We start from the raw sequence: 17,158 nt of genomic DNA, 5'->3' as shown, positions 1-17,158 counted from the left end.
CGAGCGCGCTCCCGTGCGATCTGGTCTACGCCCGGTGTGCGGGGGCGGCAAGATGGCGTCGGCTGTCAAGCGGGGGATCGTGACCCCGTCGTGACCAGGGACTCGTCCCTGATCAACGGACGTGGTCGGCATTCGGCCAGTGCTGCGGACCGCTACAGAAGTGACGGCACCTTGGCCGCCGCGACCTCCCGCGCCGCCCTTTCCAGCGCGCTGGCCAACAGTGCCAGGTCGGTCGGGCCGTTCCCGAGTTCCCGCACCGGACGCCGGGCCGGAGGGTCACCCATGCGGTGCCATTCGAGGGGGACGACCGTGGGGCGCAGGGTCGCCGTCCGGGGGATACGGCCGGTGACACGCCCGCCCTGGAACGGGGTGCTCCGCCCGTCCGCGCGGTCGAGGCGCCCACGGCCCGGAGCGGGCTCGTCGGGCCCCTCCGCCGGGGCGTCCAGGGTCACGCGGAGGGTGGCCCGGCGCGCCGGTTCCGTCTCCGCCGTACGCGGGCACGGGCCGGTGGCCGCCACCAGGTGCACGCCCAGCCGCTCACCCTCCCGGGCCACGGCCTCCAGCGCGCGCATCACCGATCCGGCCGCGGGCCGTCCGGTCGAACCGAGCGCGGGGGAGACCAGCGCGTCCAGGTCGTCGACGACCACGACGAGCCGGGGCAGCGGCGGCGCCGCTTCCTGCTGCCGCCGGGCCGCTCCTGGCCGCAGCCGCATGGTGGAACTGGGCGGGCTGTCGAGGTCCCCGGCACCGGAGGCGGCCTCCACCGGGGCGCCGCCCCGGGATATCGCCGTGCGCTGCGCGACCATACGGCCCGACACCTCGCGCCCGGTGTGCCACTCGGCGAAGTCCGACCGTCCCAGCAACTCCGCGCGCCGCTTCAGCTCGGCGCTCAGCGACTGCGCGAACTCCCGCATGCGGACCGGATCGTGGGCGGTGAGGTAGGTGGTGACATGCGGTACGTCCGTGCACACGCGCAGCCCCTCACCGGCCCCGCCGCCCGCTCCGGGGCCGCCCCGGCCGTCGACCAGCACGACGCTCAGGCGATCCGGCCGCTCGGCGGCGGCCAGCGACGCGACGACCGCCCGCAGCAGCTCCGTCCGGCCACTGCCCGGCGGGCCCTCGATCAGCAGATGGGGTCCCTGGGCCACGAGGTCCGCGCAGACCGGGCCGCGCGGCCCGGCGCCGAGCACCGCGCGCACCCGCCCGCCCAGCGCCTCACTGTCGTCGGCCGCGTCCGCCCAGCGCGCCATCAGTGACGCCGGGGTCGCCCGCGCCAGGCCCAGCTCGTCCAGCAGCCGGGCCGCCTGGGGCAGCGGTGCGGAGACGCGCGGCTGCCGCTCGCTCGACGCGCCGTCCGTACGCAGGGGCGCCAGCGCCCGCCCGAACCGCTCGGCCCAGGCGGCCGAAACCGCGTCGACGGTGGCGACCGTGCCGTGGCCCACAGGCCCGGCCGGTGCGGAACCGGCGCCGACCCGGGCCACGCGCATCAGCCGCAGGGCTGTCGCCACGTCCCCGCTGAGCAGGGCGACCGCACCGCACTGCCGGAACGTCGGCGACACCGAGCAGGCCGCCTCGTAGGTCTCCGTCACCGGGGACGCCGGGGAGGCGGCGGCCGTCTCGGCCAGACACACCACGTGGATACCGGCCCGGGGGCCCTCCAGCGCGAGCCGCGCCACGGCGTCGCGCAGGCCGGCACCGCCGGGGTCGCCGTCCACGACCAGGACGGTGTACGGGCCGGGGAAGCCGTCCGTCGCATCCGCGGCGGGGTCGTCCTGGGCCCAGGAGGGACGGCGGGGAACTCCACCGGGCCGGACGGTGCTCGCCGGGGCGTCGCCGGCCGCCGGTCCCGCTTCCGCCAGCTCGTCCTCCAGACGGCGGAGGAGCTCGTCGGTGCGGGCGGCGGCCTGTTCACGGTCGTGGGCGAGGAGCAGACGGCAGTCCTGGCCGTGCCCGGGGCGGACATGCGGCAGCCAGCCCAGCCAGGACCACTCGGCGGTGCGCTCCTCCAGCGGGCGGGAGCGGTCCGCGGCGATCAGGACGATCTCCAGCGTGTCGGGGGAGTGCAGCGCGGCGAGCTGGGCCAGCACGGCACGGGCCAGCCCGGTGAGCCGCGCCCGCGGCCCGGCCAGTCCCAGCGCGCCGACCTCGCGCAGCCCGGCGGTCACCGGCACCGCGGGCAACAGGCCCGAGCCGTCCGGCGCCGCACGGTCGGCCGTACCGAGGCGCACCGCGAGCGCCTCCGGGTGGCCCGGTCCGCGCTCCCACAGCCGGGGCCCCGGCCCCAGTGCCGTCAGCAGCACGGCGGCCGGGTCCGGCCAGGTCTCCGGCACCGCCGGCGCGACGGCCGGCCGCTCCGCCGCGACCCCGGCCGGCTCGTCCTCGTACGCCCCGCGCGCGGGCGCGGTGTCCTGCTCGCCACGCCCCCCGGCCAGCCGCCGCGCCCACGCCCCGAGCCCGCCCCGCCTGCGCGTGCCCTGCGGCAGATCGGTGCCCCGGAGGGGCGTCCCTTTGCGCCCGCTCCCGGCACCGGGAGCGAGGCCGTCCGCTGCTCCGCCCCGCCGACCGGAGCCGTCCGTACCGGGAGCGAGGCCGTCCGTCCCCGCACGGCGTCCGGGGCTGTCGGCACCGGGAGGACGGCCGTCGGATCCGGCGCGGCGCCCGGGGCTGCCGGCGCCGGCCGCGAGGCCGTCCGCTGCTCCGCCCCGCCGACCGGAGCCGTCCTCACCTCCGCCGCCGAACGCCCCGCCCACGGCGTGCACCGCGTGCGTGTCCCCGGCTCCGAGACCGGACTGCGTCCCATCGCGTCGCTGCGGAGTGCTGGTGATGCCGTAGGGGGACGTCACGGCCGGCGGATCCCCGGCGGCGCCACGCTGCCGCGGAGTCCGGATCTCGCCGTCCGGCGCTGCTGAGCGCGTCGAGTCGTCCGGAGAGCCGACGGCGGCCGCGTCTCCCCGGGCCTGGGACGCACGCGTCCCCGGGGCCCCGAGTCCGCTGCCGGACTCGCCTTCCGCGGGCTCCGGGTACGGCCCCCGCCCACCGGTTCCGGACGGTGTCCCGCCCCCGGCGGACCCAGGACGCCCACCGCCCCCCGGGTGGACCTGGCCCCCGCTGTCCTCTGGGCGGGTGTCACCCACCCGTGCGGCCTGCGCGGCCGCGCTCACCCTCCTGCCCTCGACCCGGGGCGCCCCGCCCTGCCCGGGCACCACGGCCGAGTCGCCGGATCCACGGCCCGCGGTGCCCTGCGTGCCCCAGGACACCGAGCCGTACATGTGCCGGGCGGGCCCCGAAGGACCGGCGGCGGCCGGGTCCGGCACGCGCGCGTCCGTCTCCGCGCCACCGACGCGGGGGACGGGGCCCGGCACGCGGACGTGCCCCTCCCCGTCCGGTGTCGTGTCCACCCGGCCACCCGGCCCCCCGGCGGGAGCCAGCCGCAGGGCCGATTCGCCGATCCGCAGCAGCGCCCCGGGGGCGAAGTGGACCTGGCGGGTGCCCACCCGTGTGCCGTCCAGCGTCGTGCCGTTCGTGGAGTCGAGGTCGGCGACCGACACGCGGCCGTCCGCGCCGACCGTCACCGCGCAGTGCAACCGGGAGACGTCGGGGTCGTCCAGCGGCACATCGGCGTCGGCGGAGCGCCCGATGCGGATCTCGCCGCCGTGCAGGAGGTGGACGCCGCCGGCGTCGGGGCCGGCCACCACCTGGAGCTGGGCCGGGGCGTCCTCAAGTTCCGGATGCGGCTCCGGCTCGCCCGGAGCGCCCACGGACAGCACGGCGCCGTCGGTCAGCGGAGGCTCGCCGAGCGTGCACCGCTGGGTGTCCAGCCGCTGCTCCCCGGCGTACAGCACGGGAGAGCCCGAGCCGTCGCCGCCCTGGACCACCTGGGCGAGCGCCGAGGCCACCGCCGCGAGCGCCGTGCCGGCGGGCGCCGTGACCAGCACGTCGCTGCGTGGGGCGCGGTCCCGCCCCGGCACCGTCGGGCCCTGCGGGTCTACGACGGTCAGCCGGATCTGCATCGCCGTCAGCGGTCCCTTCTGCTCAGGCGCGGAGTCCCCCACCCCGCCCCAGCACGTCGGCCAGTACTGCACGCATCCTCGCACCTGCCACTGACAGCGCGCCCCTCGCTCAGGGACAAGTGATCTTGATTGGTCGGCTCTGCCCGTAAAAGTGCCTGAGAAATGCCGCACCCGCGATCACTTGAGATCTGTCACGTTCACTCTCGGCAACCACGAGACCGAGGTGAGCGTCTTTTCTTCGAACAGGCGCGGGCGCGGATACGTAAGACCCACAGAATGACGACACTCCGGTCCCGGGCGCACGGCACTACAGTGGGTCGGACAGGCCAGCAGGCAAGGCAAGCACCAGGGAGCGCATGACGTGCGGCCGGTAGGCAGCAAGTACCTGCTCGAGGAGCCGCTCGGACGCGGCGCCACGGGCACCGTCTGGCGAGCCCGCCAGCGCGAGACCGCGGGCGCCGAGGCGGCCGTGCCGGGACAGCCCGGCGAGACCGTCGCGATCAAGGTCCTCAAGGAGGAGCTGGCCAGCGACGCGGACATCGTCATGCGGTTCCTCCGGGAGCGCTCCGTCCTGCTCCGGCTCACCCACCCGAACATCGTCCGGGTCCGTGACCTGGTGGTCGAGGGCGAGCTGCTGGCGCTGGTCATGGACCTCGTCGAGGGTCCCGACCTGCACCGCTACCTCCGCGAGAACGGGCCCTTCACGCCCGTCGCGGCGGCGCTGCTCACCGCCCAGATCGCCGACGCGCTCGCCGCCAGCCACGCCGACGGCGTCGTCCACCGCGACCTCAAGCCGGCGAACGTGCTGCTCCAGCAGTACGACGGGCGGATGCACCCGCTGCTGACCGACTTCGGCATCGCCCGCCTCGCCGACTCCCCGGGCCTGACCCGCACCCAGGAGTTCGTCGGCACGCCCGCGTACGTCGCCCCCGAGTCCGCCGAGGGCCGCCCGCAGACCTCCGCCGTCGACATCTACGGCGCCGGCATCCTGCTGTACGAGCTGGTCACCGGCCGCCCGCCGTTCGCCGGCAGCTCCGCCCTCGAGGTGCTGCACCAGCACCTCAGCGCCGAGCCGCGCCGCCCCTCCACGGTCCCCGACCCGCTGTGGACGGTCATCGAGCGCTGCCTGCGCAAGAACCCCGACGAGCGGCCCAGCGCCGTGAACCTCGCCCGTGGCCTGCGCGTCGTCGCCGAGGGCATCGGGGTGCACGCGAACTCCACGCAGATCGCCGCCGCCGAGGGCGTCGGCGCGCTCCTGATGCCCGACCCGGCGCCGGCACCCGTGCCGGACACGTCCGGCGCGGCCGACCCGACGCAGGTCCTCCCGCAGGGCGCCGGCTCGTACGACCCGAACGGCGCGACCAGCGTCCTGCCGCACACCGGCGGCCCGGGCGCCGCCGACCCCACCGCCGTGCTGCCGAACCGCGGCGCGGCCGACCCGACCGCCGTCATGCCACCGGTCCCGCCGGGCTCACCCGGCCACCCGGGCCAGCAGGGCCAGGGCGGACCCGAGGACCCGCACCCCTGGCAGAACCAGCTCCGCGCCGCCCGCGACCGCAACGAGCAGACGCAGGTCCAGTACCTCGACCCGAACGAGGACCCGCTGCGCCGCCGCCCCCAGCGGCAGGTCGCCCGGCCGCAGCAGCAGCCCCCGCGCCGCCAGGCACCCCCGCCCGGGCCCGGCTACGGCCATCCGCAGCAGCAGCCCCAGCAGTACGCCCCCCAGCCCCAGCGGCCCCAGCCGCCGCAGCGCTACGCCCCGCCCGCGCCGCCGCCCCAGCCCCAGCAGCCGCAGCGGCCCCAGCGCGAGCCACGGCAGCCGCGGCAGCGCAGCGCCAACCCGATGCGGATCCCCGGGCTCGGCTGTCTGAAGGGCTGCCTCTTCACGATCGTCATCCTCTTCGTCGCCGGCTGGCTGATCTGGGAACTGAGCCCGCTCCAGGAGTGGATCGGCACCGGCAAGGGCTACTGGGACCAGCTCACCGACTGGTTCGGCACGGTGACCGGCTGGTTCGAGAAGCTGGGCGGCAGCGGGGGCGCTTAGGACCCCTCGGGGGCCTTGCACCACGTCGGCCCCGGGGACCGATCTGACCGGAACCCGCCTACGGTGTTGGTGATTTGTCGACACCTGGCGGGTGATTTCCGCCTCGGCGGTGAAGGTTGGCTCTTCGGACGCGTAGTTTTAGCGACAACACGCGTCGGTAGGAGCAGCCTTGGCACGGAAGATCGGCAGCCGGTACACCGCCCACCAGATCCTCGGGCGAGGCAGTGCCGGCACGGTGTGGCTGGGCGAGGGACCGGAAGGCCCCGTCGCCATCAAGCTGTTGCGTGAGGACCTCGCGTCCGACCAGGAACTCGTCGGCCGCTTCGTCCAGGAGCGGACGGCACTGCTCGGGCTGGAGCACCCGCACGTGGTGTCCGTACGCGACCTGGTCGTGGACGGCAACGACCTGGCCCTGGTCATGGACCTCGTCCGGGGCACGGACCTGCGGACCCGGCTGGACCGGGACCGGCGCCTCGCGCCCGAGGCCGCCGTCGCCATCGCGGCCGACATCGCCGACGGGCTGGCGGCCGCGCACGCCGCGGGCGTCGTGCACCGGGACGTGAAGCCGGAGAACGTCCTCCTGGACATGCAGGGCCCGCTCGGCCCCGGCGGCTCCCACCGCGCGCTGCTCACCGACTTCGGTGTGGCGAAGCTCATCGACACCCCGCGCCGGACCAAGGCCACGAAGATCATCGGCACGCCGGACTACCTCGCCCCCGAGATCGTCGAGGGCCTGCCCCCGCGCGCGTCGGTCGACATCTACGCGCTCGCCACCGTCCTCTACGAGCTGCTGGCGGGCTTCACCCCGTTCGGCGGCGGCCACCCGGGCGCGGTCCTGCGGCGGCACGTCACGGAGACGGTCGTCCCGCTGCCCGGCATCCCGGACGAGCTGTGGCAGCTGCTCGTCCAGTGCCTCGCCAAGGCACCCGCCTCGCGGCTGCGGGCCTCGGAGCTCGGGTCGCGGCTGCGCGAGCTGCTGCCGATGCTGAAGGGCATGCCGCCGCTGGAGGTGGACGAGCCGGACACCGAGTCCGCCGAGGAGGCCGACCGGGAGGAGCGGCCGGCCGGACCGGCACCGGCAGGTGAGCGGGCCCGGCGACGCGGCGCGGTGCCGCTGGTGCCGGGCGCGAAACCGGCCGACTCCAACCGGGACACCCACACCTCCATGCGCGTCCCCGCGCCCGACGAGCTGGCCGGGGGCGCCCACGGCACGGCCCGGGCCCCGCGCGCGTCGGGCACGCCCCGGCCGGGCTCGGCCCGCAACCGCGCCGCCGTCCGGCGGCGCCGCGTGGCCCTGGGAGTGGGCGCGGTCGTCCTGGCCGCGGCCCTCGGCGTCGGAGCGTGGCTGTCCACCTCGGGCGACGACGCGGACACCCCACCCCAGGACACGAAGAACTCGGCCCCGCAGTCCCCCTGACCCTGCGCACGCGCGGGTCGGTCGGCGGGTGGCGGTCGGGCTTTCGCGGTCCACGCGTGGGCCGGTCGGCGGGTGGCGGTCGGGCTTTCGCGGTCCACGCGCGGGCCGGTCGGTGGGTGTGGTCGAGTGAGCGGGCGCACGTGAACGCGGGGCGGCGGCCGCGGTCGCTGTCCGGTTCCGTCCGCCGGCGCCGGGCCGGCGCCGGGACGCCCGGCGTTCCGCCCCGCACTCGCCTCGCCCCCTGGGGCGCGCCGGAGCCCCGGAGGGGGCACCCGGGGGCCCGCGCCTTCAAAGCCCGCCGCGGCGGCCCGGCGCTGGCCGCCGGGCGGAGCCGTTACGCTGGAGGGCGTGGCAGTCGTCGATGTATCCGAAGAGCTCAAGTCCCTCTCCTCGACCATGGAGTCGATCGAGGCCGTTCTGGACCTCGAGAAGCTGAGGGCAGACATCGCCGTGCTCGAGGAGCAGGCGGCCGCGCCGTCCCTGTGGGACAACCCCGACGAGGCGCAGAAGATCACCAGCAAGCTGTCCCACCTCCAGGCCGAGGTGCGCAAGGCCGAGGCCCTGCGCGGTCGTATCGACGACCTCGCCGTCCTCTTCGAGATGGCCGAGGAGGAGGACGACCCGGACACCCGCGCCGAGGCCGAGTCCGAGCTCGCCGCCGTGCGCAAGGCGCTGGACGAGATGGAGGTCCGCACCCTCCTGTCCGGCGAGTACGACGCCCGTGAGGCCCTGGTGAACATCCGCGCCGAGGCGGGCGGCGTCGACGCCGCCGACTTCGCCGAGAAGCTCCAGCGCATGTACCTGCGCTGGGCCGAACAGCGCGGCTACAAGACCGAGATCTACGAGACGTCGTACGCGGAGGAGGCCGGCATCAAGTCGACCACTTTCGCCGTCCAGGCGCCCTACGCGTACGGCACGCTCTCCGTCGAGCAGGGCACCCACCGCCTCGTGCGCATCTCGCCCTTCGACAACCAGGGCCGTCGGCAGACCTCCTTCGCGGGCGTGGAGATCCTGCCCGTGGTCGAGCAGTCCGACCATGTCGACATCGACGAGAGCGACCTGCGGATCGACGTCTACCGGTCCTCGGGCCCCGGCGGCCAGGGCGTGAACACCACCGACTCCGCGGTGCGCATCACCCACATCCCCACCGGCATCGTCGTCTCCTGCCAGAACGAGCGGTCGCAGATCCAGAACAAGGCCACCGCCATGAACGTCCTCCAGGCCAAGCTGCTGGAGCGGCGCCGCCAGGAGGAGCAGGCCAAGATGGACGCCCTCAAGGGCGACGGCGGCAACTCCTGGGGCAACCAGATGCGTTCCTACGTGCTGCACCCGTACCAGATGGTCAAGGACCTGCGCACCGAGTTCGAGGTCGGCAACCCGGAGGCCGTGTTCAACGGCGAGATCGACGGGTTCCTCGAGGCCGGAATTCGCTGGCGCAAGCAGCAGGAGAAGTAATTTGTCGATAAGGCAACTGCCCACGTCGGTGCGGCAGTTGCCTTTTTCGCGCCCGCATGTCTGGGTTTTACATCACACTCACAGACTCAGACTCCCGGCATTGGCCCCGTAGTTGGACATGGCGCCCGCAAACGCCCTTGACGTGCCTTTGAAAAATGGGAAGGGTAAAGCGCGGCATGCGTGTCTCTGGGGCGCATGTGAACCGGGGGGCTTTTCACCACAGCTGTCCCCGTAGAGCACAGCCCCGAGCGATGCCTAATGACGATGAGCTACTGGGGGTAGCAACCACATGACGAAGAAGACGCGGATCCGTGTCGCGCGGATAGCGGCCGGTGCCGTGATCGCCGCAGGCGCCTCGCTGACCGCCGCGGGTGCCGCATCCGCCACCGAGGCCGAGGACTGCCTGCTCGGCATCCTGTGCGCCAAGGAGTCGCCGGTCCCGACGCCGCCGACCACCCCGCCGGTGCCGACCGACATCCCGACCGACCCGCCGACGGACCTCCCGACGGACCCGCCGTCGACCGAGGAGCCCACCGACGAGCCGACCGAACCCACGGACGAGCCGACCGAGCCGACCGAGGACCCGACGGTCCAGCCGACCGACCCGGGCAACGGCAACGGTGGCGGCAACGGTGGCGGCAACGGTGGCGGCAACGCCAACGGTGGTGGCAATGCCAACGGTGGCGGCAACGGCGGCGGAAACGTCACCGACCCCGACGGCGGGACCGCCCCGCAGCAGGAGGGCTCCTCCTCCCTCACCGACACCGGCTCGGACGTCACCCCGGCCCCGCAGGCCCAGAGCGCGGGCGGTGGCGATGAGCTCGCCGAGACCGGTGCCACGGAGACCACCTTCCTGGTGATCGGCGCCGCCACGATGATCGCCGGCGGTGTCGGCTTCCGCGTCCTGCCGCGCCTCGTGGGCGGCCGTGGCGGAGCTGCCGCCTGACGGTAGCCGCGTCCGTACGGACCGTGTGCACAGCGCAACACCGAGGGCCCGGAGCGTCACGCTCCGGGCCCTCGGCCGTGTCGGGGGGCTGCTTGTTACGCCGTCTGGTGGGCCAGCAGTGCGACGGCCGCGACCAGCACCGTCAGCAGGGCGATCAACGCCAGCGGGCTCAGGTTCGCGAGGAAGCTCTCCTGCTGCAGCCGCTCACGGTTCGCGCGGCACACGGGGCAGCGGCCCTCGCTCACGGGGGCCGCGCAGTTCGCGCACACCAGCCGGTCGTACGTCATGCGCTCGCCCTCCTCGCGCCGGTTCCACGTGTTCAACGTCCGTGGGTAGGGGAATGTTCCCCTCCCCACTGTGCCAGGTTCCGTCGGCGGCTGCGCGGCCGCTGCCAAAGAGGTGGTCGTGCATTGTCCCGCGGCTGCCCGGCGGTGGAGGCTGGTCGCGCGCTGCGGCGGGGCCGCAGATCGACACGGCCGCCACTCCGGGGGCGTACAAAACGGCACATCCAATGTGCAACCACCACGGGTGACTGCGGTCACGTACCCGCTTCGCGTATGGTCACGCTCATCTACCCCCGGCGACCCGTGGTGCATCCGTGATCCGATTCGACAACGTCTCCAAGGTCTACCCCAAGCAGACCCGCCCCGCCCTCCGGGATGTCTCCCTGGAGGTCGAGAAGGGCGAGTTCGTCTTCCTCGTGGGGTCCTCCGGCTCCGGAAAGTCCACCTTCCTGCGGCTGATCCTCCGCGAGGAGCGGTGCAGCCACGGGCAGGTGCACGTCCTGGGCAAGGACCTCGCGCGCCTCTCCAACTGGAAGGTGCCGCAGATGCGGCGTCAGCTGGGGACGGTCTTCCAGGACTTCCGCCTGCTGCCGAACAAGACGGTCGGCGAGAACGTCGCCTTCGCGCAGGAGGTCATCGGCAAGTCCCGTGGTGAGATCCGCAAGTCCGTGCCGCAGGTGCTCGACCTCGTCGGGCTCGGCGGCAAGGAGGACCGGATGCCCGGCGAGCTGTCCGGTGGTGAGCAGCAGCGTGTCGCCATCGCGCGGGCGTTCGTCAACCGGCCCAAGCTGCTCATCGCCGACGAGCCCACCGGCAACCTCGACCCGCAGACCTCCGTCGGCATCATGAAGCTGCTCGACCGCATCAACCGGACGGGCACGACCGTGGTGATGGCCACGCACGACCAGAACATCGTGGACCAGATGCGCAAGCGCGTCATCGAACTGGAGAAGGGCCGCCTCGTCCGCGACCAGGCCCGCGGTGTCTACGGCTACCAGCACTGAGACCGCATCCCGAGATCCACGGAAAGGCATAACCAGCCGCCATGCGCGCCCAGTTCGTCCTGTCGGAGATCGGCGTCGGTCTCCGCCGCAACCTGACGATGACCTTCGCCGTCATCGTCTCCGTCGCCCTGTCGCTCGCCCTGTTCGGCGGGTCGCTCCTGATGAGCGACCAGGTCAACACCATGAAGGGCTACTGGTACGACAAGGTCAACGTCTCGATCTTCCTCTGCAACAAGAGCGACGCCGAGTCCGACCCGAACTGCGCCAAGGGTGCCGTGACGGACGACCAGAAGCAGCAGATCAAGGCCGACCTCGACAAGATGGGCGTCGTCCAGACGGTCACGTACGAGTCGCAGGACCAGGCGTACAAGCACTACAAGGAGCAGTTCGGCGACTCCCCGCTGGCCAGCTCCCTCACGCCGGACCAGATGCAGGAGTCGTACCGCATCAAGCTGAAGGACCCGCAGAAGTACCAGGTCATCGCCACCGCCTTCGACGGCCGGGACGGCGTGCAGTCCGTGCAGGATCAAAAGGGCATCCTGGACAATCTGTTCGGTCTTCTCAACGGCATGAACTGGGCCGCGCGGGCGGTGATGGCACTCATGCTCGTGGTCGCGCTGATGCTGATCGTCAACACCGTGCGCGTATCGGCGTTCAGCCGGCGGCGTGAGACCGGCATCATGCGCCTGGTCGGCGCCTCGGGCTTCTACATCCAGGCGCCGTTCATCATGGAGGCCGCGGTCGCCGGACTCATCGGCGGTACGCTCGCGTGCGGGTTCCTGCTGATGGCCAGATACTTCATCATCGACCACGGTCTGGCGCTGTCCGAGAAGCTGAACCTGATCAACTTCATCGGCTGGGACGCCGTTCTCACGAAACTGCCGCTCATCCTCGCGACGAGCCTGCTGATGCCCGCGTTGGCCGCGTTCTTCGCGCTGCGCAAGTACTTGAAGGTGTGACGCATCCCAACCGGGGCCGTACGGACAAGCGACCGTACGGCCCTTCGCTCTGTCCTAGACTCACCGGCATGTCAGGTCGTGACCCGTTCTGTCGGCCCCGCCACATTCGCCGCGGGGCCGCCCTGACCTTGCTGTTCACGAGTGTTCTCGTCGCGGGCGCGGCCACCGGAGCCCTCCCGCAGGCCGACCGCAAGTCCGCGCCGGACGAGGCCCGTTCGACCGTCCCCGCCGGGCACCAGGCGGACGTCGCCAGGGCGGCCGAGGAGGCCATGGCCGACGGCAAGTCCCCCATGGAGGCCGCGAAGCGCGCCGTCAGCCGCAGTGGCGACCGCTGGGGTGCTGTCTACTCCCGGGGTGAGTACGAGGAGTTCGAGGAGACCCTCGACGGCCAGTACACCGGCGTCGGACTGTGGGCACGCAGTGCGGGCGACGGCCGCATCGAGGTCACGAGGGTGCGCGCCGGCTCGCCCGCCGCCACCGCCGGGATCCGCCCCGGGGACCTGCTGCGCAGCGTCGACGGCCGGAAGACCGACGGCCGGCCCGTCACCGAGGTCGTCTCGTTACTGCGCGGCGACACCACCGACGCACCCGCCGGCACCGCCGTCCGCCTCGGTCTGGAGCGCGGCACGCGGACCTGGACCGAGACCCTGCGCCGCGCCCAGCTGTCCACGGACTCGGTCACCGTCCGGGAGCTGCCGGGCCCGGTCACCCTCATCCGGGTCGACACCTTCACCAAGGGCTCCGGTGACCAGGTCCGCGAGGCCGTCCGGCAGGCCCCGCCCGGCGCCGGCGTCGTCCTCGACCTGCGCGGCAACTCCGGTGGCCTGGTCACCGAGGCCGTCACCGCCGCCTCCGCCTTCCTCGACGGCGGTCTGGTCGCCACGTACGACGTCGACGGCGAGCAGCGTGCCCTGCACGCCGAGCCCGGCGGCGACACGACGAGGCCCCTGGTCACCCTCGTCGACGGCGGGACGATGAGCGCGGGCGAACTCCTCACCGGCGCCGTCCAGGACCGCGGACGGGCGCTCGTCGTGGGTTCCCGGACCTTCGGCAAGGGCTCGGTCCAGATGCCGAGCCGGCTGCCCGACGGCTCCGTGGCGGAGCTGACCGTCGGGCACTACCGCACCCCCTCGGGCCGCGGGGTGGACGGCCGGGGCATCACCCCTGACCTGGAGGCCGACGAAGGAGCCCTCCAGCGAGCCGAGACCGTGCTGCGCGGTCTCGCGGCCCCTTCGTAATCGACTTCCCGCAGGCCCCCTCCGTAGTGCGAAAATGGGCGGCACTATGGCTAAGGAAAAAGGGCGCAAGCTGATCGCGCAGAACAAGAAGGCGCGGCACGACTACCTCATCATCGACACCTACGAGGCCGGCCTGGTCCTCACCGGGACCGAGGTGAAGTCGCTGCGCCAGGGACGAGCGTCGCTGGCCGACGGCTTCGTGCAGATGGACGGGCACGAGGCGTGGCTGCACAACGTGCACGTGCCCGAGTACAGCCAGGGCACCTGGACCAACCACAGCGCCCGCCGCAAGCGGAAGCTGCTCCTGCACCGCGCCGAGATCGACAAGCTGGAGTCCAAGTCCCAGGAGACGGGGCACACCATCGTGCCCCTCGCGCTGTACTTCAAGGACGGCCGCGCCAAGGTCGAGATCGCGCTGGCGAAGGGCAAGAAGGAGTACGACAAGCGCCAGGCGCTCCGCGAGAAGCAGGACCGGCGCGAGACCGAGCGGGCGATCTCGGCGGTACGCCGGAAGGCCCGGGCGTAAGGTCCCCGGCACGGGGAATAGGGTGGCATGGTCGGGTGTTGTTCACGTACGATGGCACCTGCACCTCACAGCGGGTGCGAGCCCCCGCGTGGGGCACGATTGAAAAATCAACATGGGGATGATCGGTTTCGACAGCGGCTGTCGAAGCAGGGGAAGCGTGTCGAGGAAGCGGCCATGATCTCGTAAACCACAGGCCGAGAAAAATAATCGCCAATTCCAAGCGATCTGTCTCCCAGGGCGAGCTCGCCCTCGCTGCCTGATCTTCAGGTAGCGAGCAGCGGCTCCCCTACTTAAAGGGAGTGTCAGCCCGGGGGTGTTCCCGACCCGGATCCTGGCATCAGCTAGGGAACTAAACCTTGATCCCGGTCACGGGGTGAAGAGGGAAACCACACAGTGACTGGGCCCGTCGGAGACTTGTCGGCGTGATCTCCGGGGCCGAGAAAAGCACAGCCGACTGCACACGGAGAAGCCCTGGTTCTGCACCGTTGGACGCGGGTTCGATTCCCGCCATCTCCACTCATCCCATGTGGGCACAGGCCCCGTCGCTTTCGAGCGGCGGGGCCTGTGTCATGCGGCCGGCGCCCGGGACCTCCGGCGCGTCGTCCCGCTCGATTTGCTGTTCTTCATACAGAGATATGGAGATTCCTGATGCCGCATGGAAAAGATGCTCAACAGGGAAATCCTTCACTCGTTTGCCGCGCATCCGGTGAAGTGGGCCGACGGTTAGTCGGTACATGACCGAGGCGACCAGGAAAGACGGGTGGGCGGTAACGCTCGGCCCATACACCTACATTCCCGCTCCGGCGCACTCGTCGGCCACAGTCAACGGCACACTGACTAAAGGCGGTTGCCCGGTCACGTTGCAGGTGACCGAGCCGGTGCTGTGCGACTTCCTCGACGCCATGAGCGTGCTGCAAAACGATCTCGCCCGACGGTGGACCAGTGCGACGGAATGGCCCGCTCTCGCGCTCGCGGAATAGTCGGGCCTGCATATGTACGACAAAGGAATCGAGGGCGGCACCGGGCGGCACCGGGCCCCGACACGGGATTTCGTGACGCCCCTCACGCCGCCGGACCCGACCTGGGACCCGGCCGAGGAGCTGGCGTTCATCCTCGAGGAGGCCCTCGGGGAACACAGGCAGGCACGCGGAGAACAGTGGCAGGGCCGCGGAGAGCCCAGGCAGGCCCGCAGGGAATACGGGCAGTTCCGCGACGAGGAGCAGGGGCCCAGGATTCCCGGCCCCCGTGACGAGACGCGGAACGGGACGGCGGACCTCGTCGCCGACGGCCACATGAGGCGGCTCCAGGACATCACCGAGGAACTGCCGCCCGTGCGGGAGCTCCCACGGCGACACCGCAGAGTCCGTACCCGCAGAGCCCCGGGGCTGCTCCGCACCACCAGTTTCGTCGTCGCCGCCTTGGCGGCCGTGGTCGCTTCCGCCGTGAGCCTGCTGAGCGGAATGGTCGCCTACGACCCCTTGCGCCTCGTCGCCGTGTCCCCCGCGGGCAGAGGCCTCCGCGCCTGGTGGCCTCTGCTGGTGTACGGACCCTGGCTGGTGTCCTCCCTCTCCGTGCTGCGGGCCGCGCTCCACCAGCGGCGTGCCGTGCACTCCTGGTGCGTGGTCCTGGTCTTCTCGTGTGTCGCCGTGCTGCTGTGCGTCGCCCAGGCGCCGAGGACGGTCCTCGGCACCGTGGCGGCGGCCCTGCCGGGGCTGGCGGCGCTGGCCTGCTTCCAGCAGGTCGTCCGGCAGATCACGCTGACGCGCCCGCCCGTACGGACGGTGCCGCGGCACCGCCTGGGGCAGCGGCCGCCGAAGGACCTCGCCGGTGGGGAGGTCCCGGGTGGTGGGAAGGCGACGGGGCAGGGCGAGGGGCCTCAGCGGGGTGCCGGAGCCTGACGGTTCCCGGCCCTCGCCCGGGCCGGGTTTTCCGGCCACGGACGATGTCCCCAGGGCGTCTCACGGATGCCACGATTCGGCACGCGGTCCGCACAGAACCTGCGCGTGCGCTACATTCGACTCCTGAGCACGTTGTGGTAATGGGGGGCGCTCGGAACGGGTGGGGGCCCGGGTCCGACGACGAGTGCTCAGGTCGTACGCGCACCTGAACCATCCCGTGGGGGGAAGTGCGTGCGCGTGACACAGTGGCGAGAAGACGCCCAACCCGAGTGGCCCCAGGCCGCGGTGACGACCGGAGAGCTCCCCTCGGACGGCAGAGCCCGGGACCGCCGAGCCACGCAGGTCTTCGCCGGGAGCGACGTCCAGGCGACCGGCAGCAGGCTGCCCGCCGGGACGGAGAGACTGAGCGGCATCCCCCGGCAGAGCGAGGGCGGGCCCGACTCGCCCGCCCCCGACGCCTCGACCGGGCCCGCCGTCCGTGACCCCTGGCTGGAGGACGCCGAGCCGGCCGGGGCCACCCCGCCCGACGACGACTCCGCCGAGCACACCCACGACCCGCACGAGGTCACCGTCCAGCTCGACGCCGTACTGCTCGGTGACGGGTTCGTCCGGCAGGTGAAGGAAGGCGCCGGCCCCGAAGCCGCCGCCGACCGGCCCGTGTTCGTCGACGAGTCCGGCCGCCGCAGCCGCCGCTACCGCCGGATCGGCATGGCCGTCGCGCTGGCCTGCGGCGTATACGCCGTCGTCATCGTCGCCACGCTGCTGTCGGGCAACTCCAACGCGCCCTGGCTGCCCGTACCCGGTCAGAAGGAGGACCAGCCGGCGGCGCAGGTCGACACCCCGCCCCAGCCGGAGCAGTCGGCACCGAGCGCGTCCGCCGGAGCCGCGACCCCGGGCAGCACGCCGGCCACCGACGAGGCCACGGCACCCTCGCCCGGCGTGAGCCCCCGCCGGCCCGCGGCCCCCGCGGACGCCGCGGACCCCGGCCGTCCGGGCACCACCGCCAAGCCCTCGCCGGCCGCGACCCGGACCGCACCGGCCCCGGGCACCGGCGTCACCGACCCGACCCCGAGCAAGTCGGCGGCCCCGCCGAACACGCCCGCCACCGCCCCGACACCGACGACCGAACCCACGCCCGAGCCCACCGTGACCACGGGCACCGGCGACGGCGGCGGTGACACCGGCCCGGTCGCCAACGGCCCGGCGGATCCCCAGCCGGTCGCCGACGATCCGGCGGAACCCCAGCCGGTCACCGAGTCGCCGGCGGCGTAGCCGCCCCGGCGCGACCTGCGGGCTTTCGCTCAGACACGTCGTCAGGTGTGCCGGCCCGGCCGGCGGTTCCACTGTCGTACACGCCGCCCGACCGGGCCGCGCCCT

Annotated in this window: 13 protein-coding genes and 1 other RNA gene; 12 read left to right on the top strand and 2 right to left on the bottom strand. The window is 73.0% G+C overall.

The genetic code is table 11. The features are described from left to right. Positions 1-152: 152 nt before the first annotated feature. Positions 153-4,010: an FtsK/SpoIIIE domain-containing protein gene (locus IE97_RS0119620; RefSeq protein ID WP_030241935.1), complete on the bottom strand. Its 3,858-nt coding sequence runs from the start codon at positions 4,008-4,010 to the stop codon at positions 153-155. A gap of 361 nt (positions 4,011-4,371) precedes the next feature. Between IE97_RS0119620 and IE97_RS0119615 the strand changes: the two genes are divergently transcribed. From IE97_RS0119615 to IE97_RS0119600, 4 genes are all read left to right on the top strand, one after another. Then, a complete protein-coding gene (locus IE97_RS0119615; RefSeq protein ID WP_030241931.1) occupies positions 4,372-6,054 on the top strand; it encodes a serine/threonine-protein kinase in 1,683 nt (560 codons plus the stop codon). A 169-nt stretch (positions 6,055-6,223) separates the two neighbouring features. After that, positions 6,224-7,471: a serine/threonine-protein kinase gene (locus IE97_RS0119610; RefSeq protein WP_030241928.1), complete on the top strand. Its 1,248-nt coding sequence runs from the start codon at positions 6,224-6,226 to the stop codon at positions 7,469-7,471. Between the two features lie 348 nt (positions 7,472-7,819). Beyond that, positions 7,820-8,926 carry a peptide chain release factor 2 gene (gene prfB / locus IE97_RS0119605; RefSeq protein ID WP_030241923.1) on the top strand — a complete coding sequence of 369 codons (1,107 nt, stop codon included), beginning with the start codon at positions 7,820-7,822 and terminating at the stop codon, positions 8,924-8,926. A 289-nt stretch (positions 8,927-9,215) separates the two neighbouring features. After that, complete coding sequence (locus IE97_RS0119600) at positions 9,216-9,872, top strand: LPXTG cell wall anchor domain-containing protein (RefSeq protein ID WP_030241920.1); 657 nt, start codon at positions 9,216-9,218, stop codon at positions 9,870-9,872. 95 nt (positions 9,873-9,967) lie between these two features. On the opposite strand, the gene IE97_RS0119595 is transcribed toward IE97_RS0119600, so the two are convergent. Then, complete coding sequence (locus IE97_RS0119595) at positions 9,968-10,159, bottom strand: hypothetical protein (RefSeq protein ID WP_030241916.1); 192 nt, start codon at positions 10,157-10,159, stop codon at positions 9,968-9,970. Positions 10,160-10,470: 311 nt separating this feature from the next. Here IE97_RS0119595 and ftsE point away from each other — a divergent pair, with 311 nt between their 5' ends. The 8 genes from ftsE to IE97_RS38575 all read left to right on the top strand — a co-directional run bounded on the left by ftsE (position 10,471) and on the right by IE97_RS38575 (position 17,053). After that, positions 10,471-11,160 carry a cell division ATP-binding protein FtsE gene (gene ftsE, locus IE97_RS0119590; RefSeq protein ID WP_003990615.1) on the top strand — a complete coding sequence of 230 codons (690 nt, stop codon included), beginning with the start codon at positions 10,471-10,473 and terminating at the stop codon, positions 11,158-11,160. Between the two features lie 41 nt (positions 11,161-11,201). Further along, positions 11,202-12,119, top strand: coding sequence for a permease-like cell division protein FtsX (ftsX, locus tag IE97_RS0119585; protein ID WP_030241910.1), 918 nt, complete (start codon positions 11,202-11,204; stop codon positions 12,117-12,119). A gap of 68 nt (positions 12,120-12,187) precedes the next feature. Continuing rightward, complete coding sequence (locus IE97_RS0119580; RefSeq protein ID WP_199807012.1) at positions 12,188-13,357, top strand: S41 family peptidase; 1,170 nt, start codon at positions 12,188-12,190, stop codon at positions 13,355-13,357. A gap of 46 nt (positions 13,358-13,403) precedes the next feature. Further along, positions 13,404-13,883 carry an SsrA-binding protein SmpB gene (gene smpB, locus IE97_RS0119575; RefSeq protein WP_030241905.1) on the top strand — a complete coding sequence of 160 codons (480 nt, stop codon included), beginning with the start codon at positions 13,404-13,406 and terminating at the stop codon, positions 13,881-13,883. Between the two features lie 114 nt (positions 13,884-13,997). Further along, positions 13,998-14,402, top strand: a transfer-messenger RNA (tmRNA) gene (gene ssrA, locus IE97_RS39630). 215 nt (positions 14,403-14,617) lie between these two features. After that, positions 14,618-14,863, top strand: a complete 246-nt coding sequence (locus IE97_RS0119570; protein ID WP_030241903.1) for a hypothetical protein — start codon at positions 14,618-14,620, stop codon at positions 14,861-14,863. Between the two features lie 12 nt (positions 14,864-14,875). After that, a complete protein-coding gene (locus IE97_RS0119565) occupies positions 14,876-15,781 on the top strand; it encodes a hypothetical protein (RefSeq protein WP_030241901.1) in 906 nt (301 codons plus the stop codon). 237 nt (positions 15,782-16,018) lie between these two features. Next, a complete protein-coding gene (locus IE97_RS38575) occupies positions 16,019-17,053 on the top strand; it encodes a hypothetical protein (protein ID WP_234331833.1) in 1,035 nt (344 codons plus the stop codon). The last annotated feature ends 105 nt before the right edge of the window (positions 17,054-17,158 follow it).

The organism is Streptomyces sp. NRRL S-455 (assembly GCF_000717875.1).
In the GTDB taxonomy this organism is placed as follows: domain Bacteria; phylum Actinomycetota; class Actinomycetes; order Streptomycetales; family Streptomycetaceae; genus Streptomyces.
This window is presented reverse-complemented; position numbering and strand designations above follow the sequence as displayed.

Bases quoted from the DNA above. Each gene is read 5' to 3' on its own strand.
- IE97_RS0119595 (WP_030241916.1), bottom strand. From the start codon at position 10,159: ATGACGTACGACCGGCTGGTGTGCGCGAACTGCGCGGCCCCCGTGAGC.
- IE97_RS0119580 (WP_199807012.1), top strand. From the start codon at position 12,188: ATGTCAGGTCGTGACCCGTTCTGTCGGCCCCGCCACATTCGCCGCGGG.
- IE97_RS0119620 (WP_030241935.1), bottom strand. From the start codon at position 4,010: ATGCAGATCCGGCTGACCGTCGTAGACCCGCAGGGCCCGACGGTGCCG.
- IE97_RS0119565 (WP_030241901.1), top strand. From the start codon at position 14,876: ATGTACGACAAAGGAATCGAGGGCGGCACCGGGCGGCACCGGGCCCCG.
- ftsX (WP_030241910.1), top strand. From the start codon at position 11,202: ATGCGCGCCCAGTTCGTCCTGTCGGAGATCGGCGTCGGTCTCCGCCGC.
- IE97_RS0119570 (WP_030241903.1), top strand. From the start codon at position 14,618: ATGACCGAGGCGACCAGGAAAGACGGGTGGGCGGTAACGCTCGGCCCA.
- smpB (WP_030241905.1), top strand. From the start codon at position 13,404: ATGGCTAAGGAAAAAGGGCGCAAGCTGATCGCGCAGAACAAGAAGGCG.
- IE97_RS0119600 (WP_030241920.1), top strand. From the start codon at position 9,216: ATGACGAAGAAGACGCGGATCCGTGTCGCGCGGATAGCGGCCGGTGCC.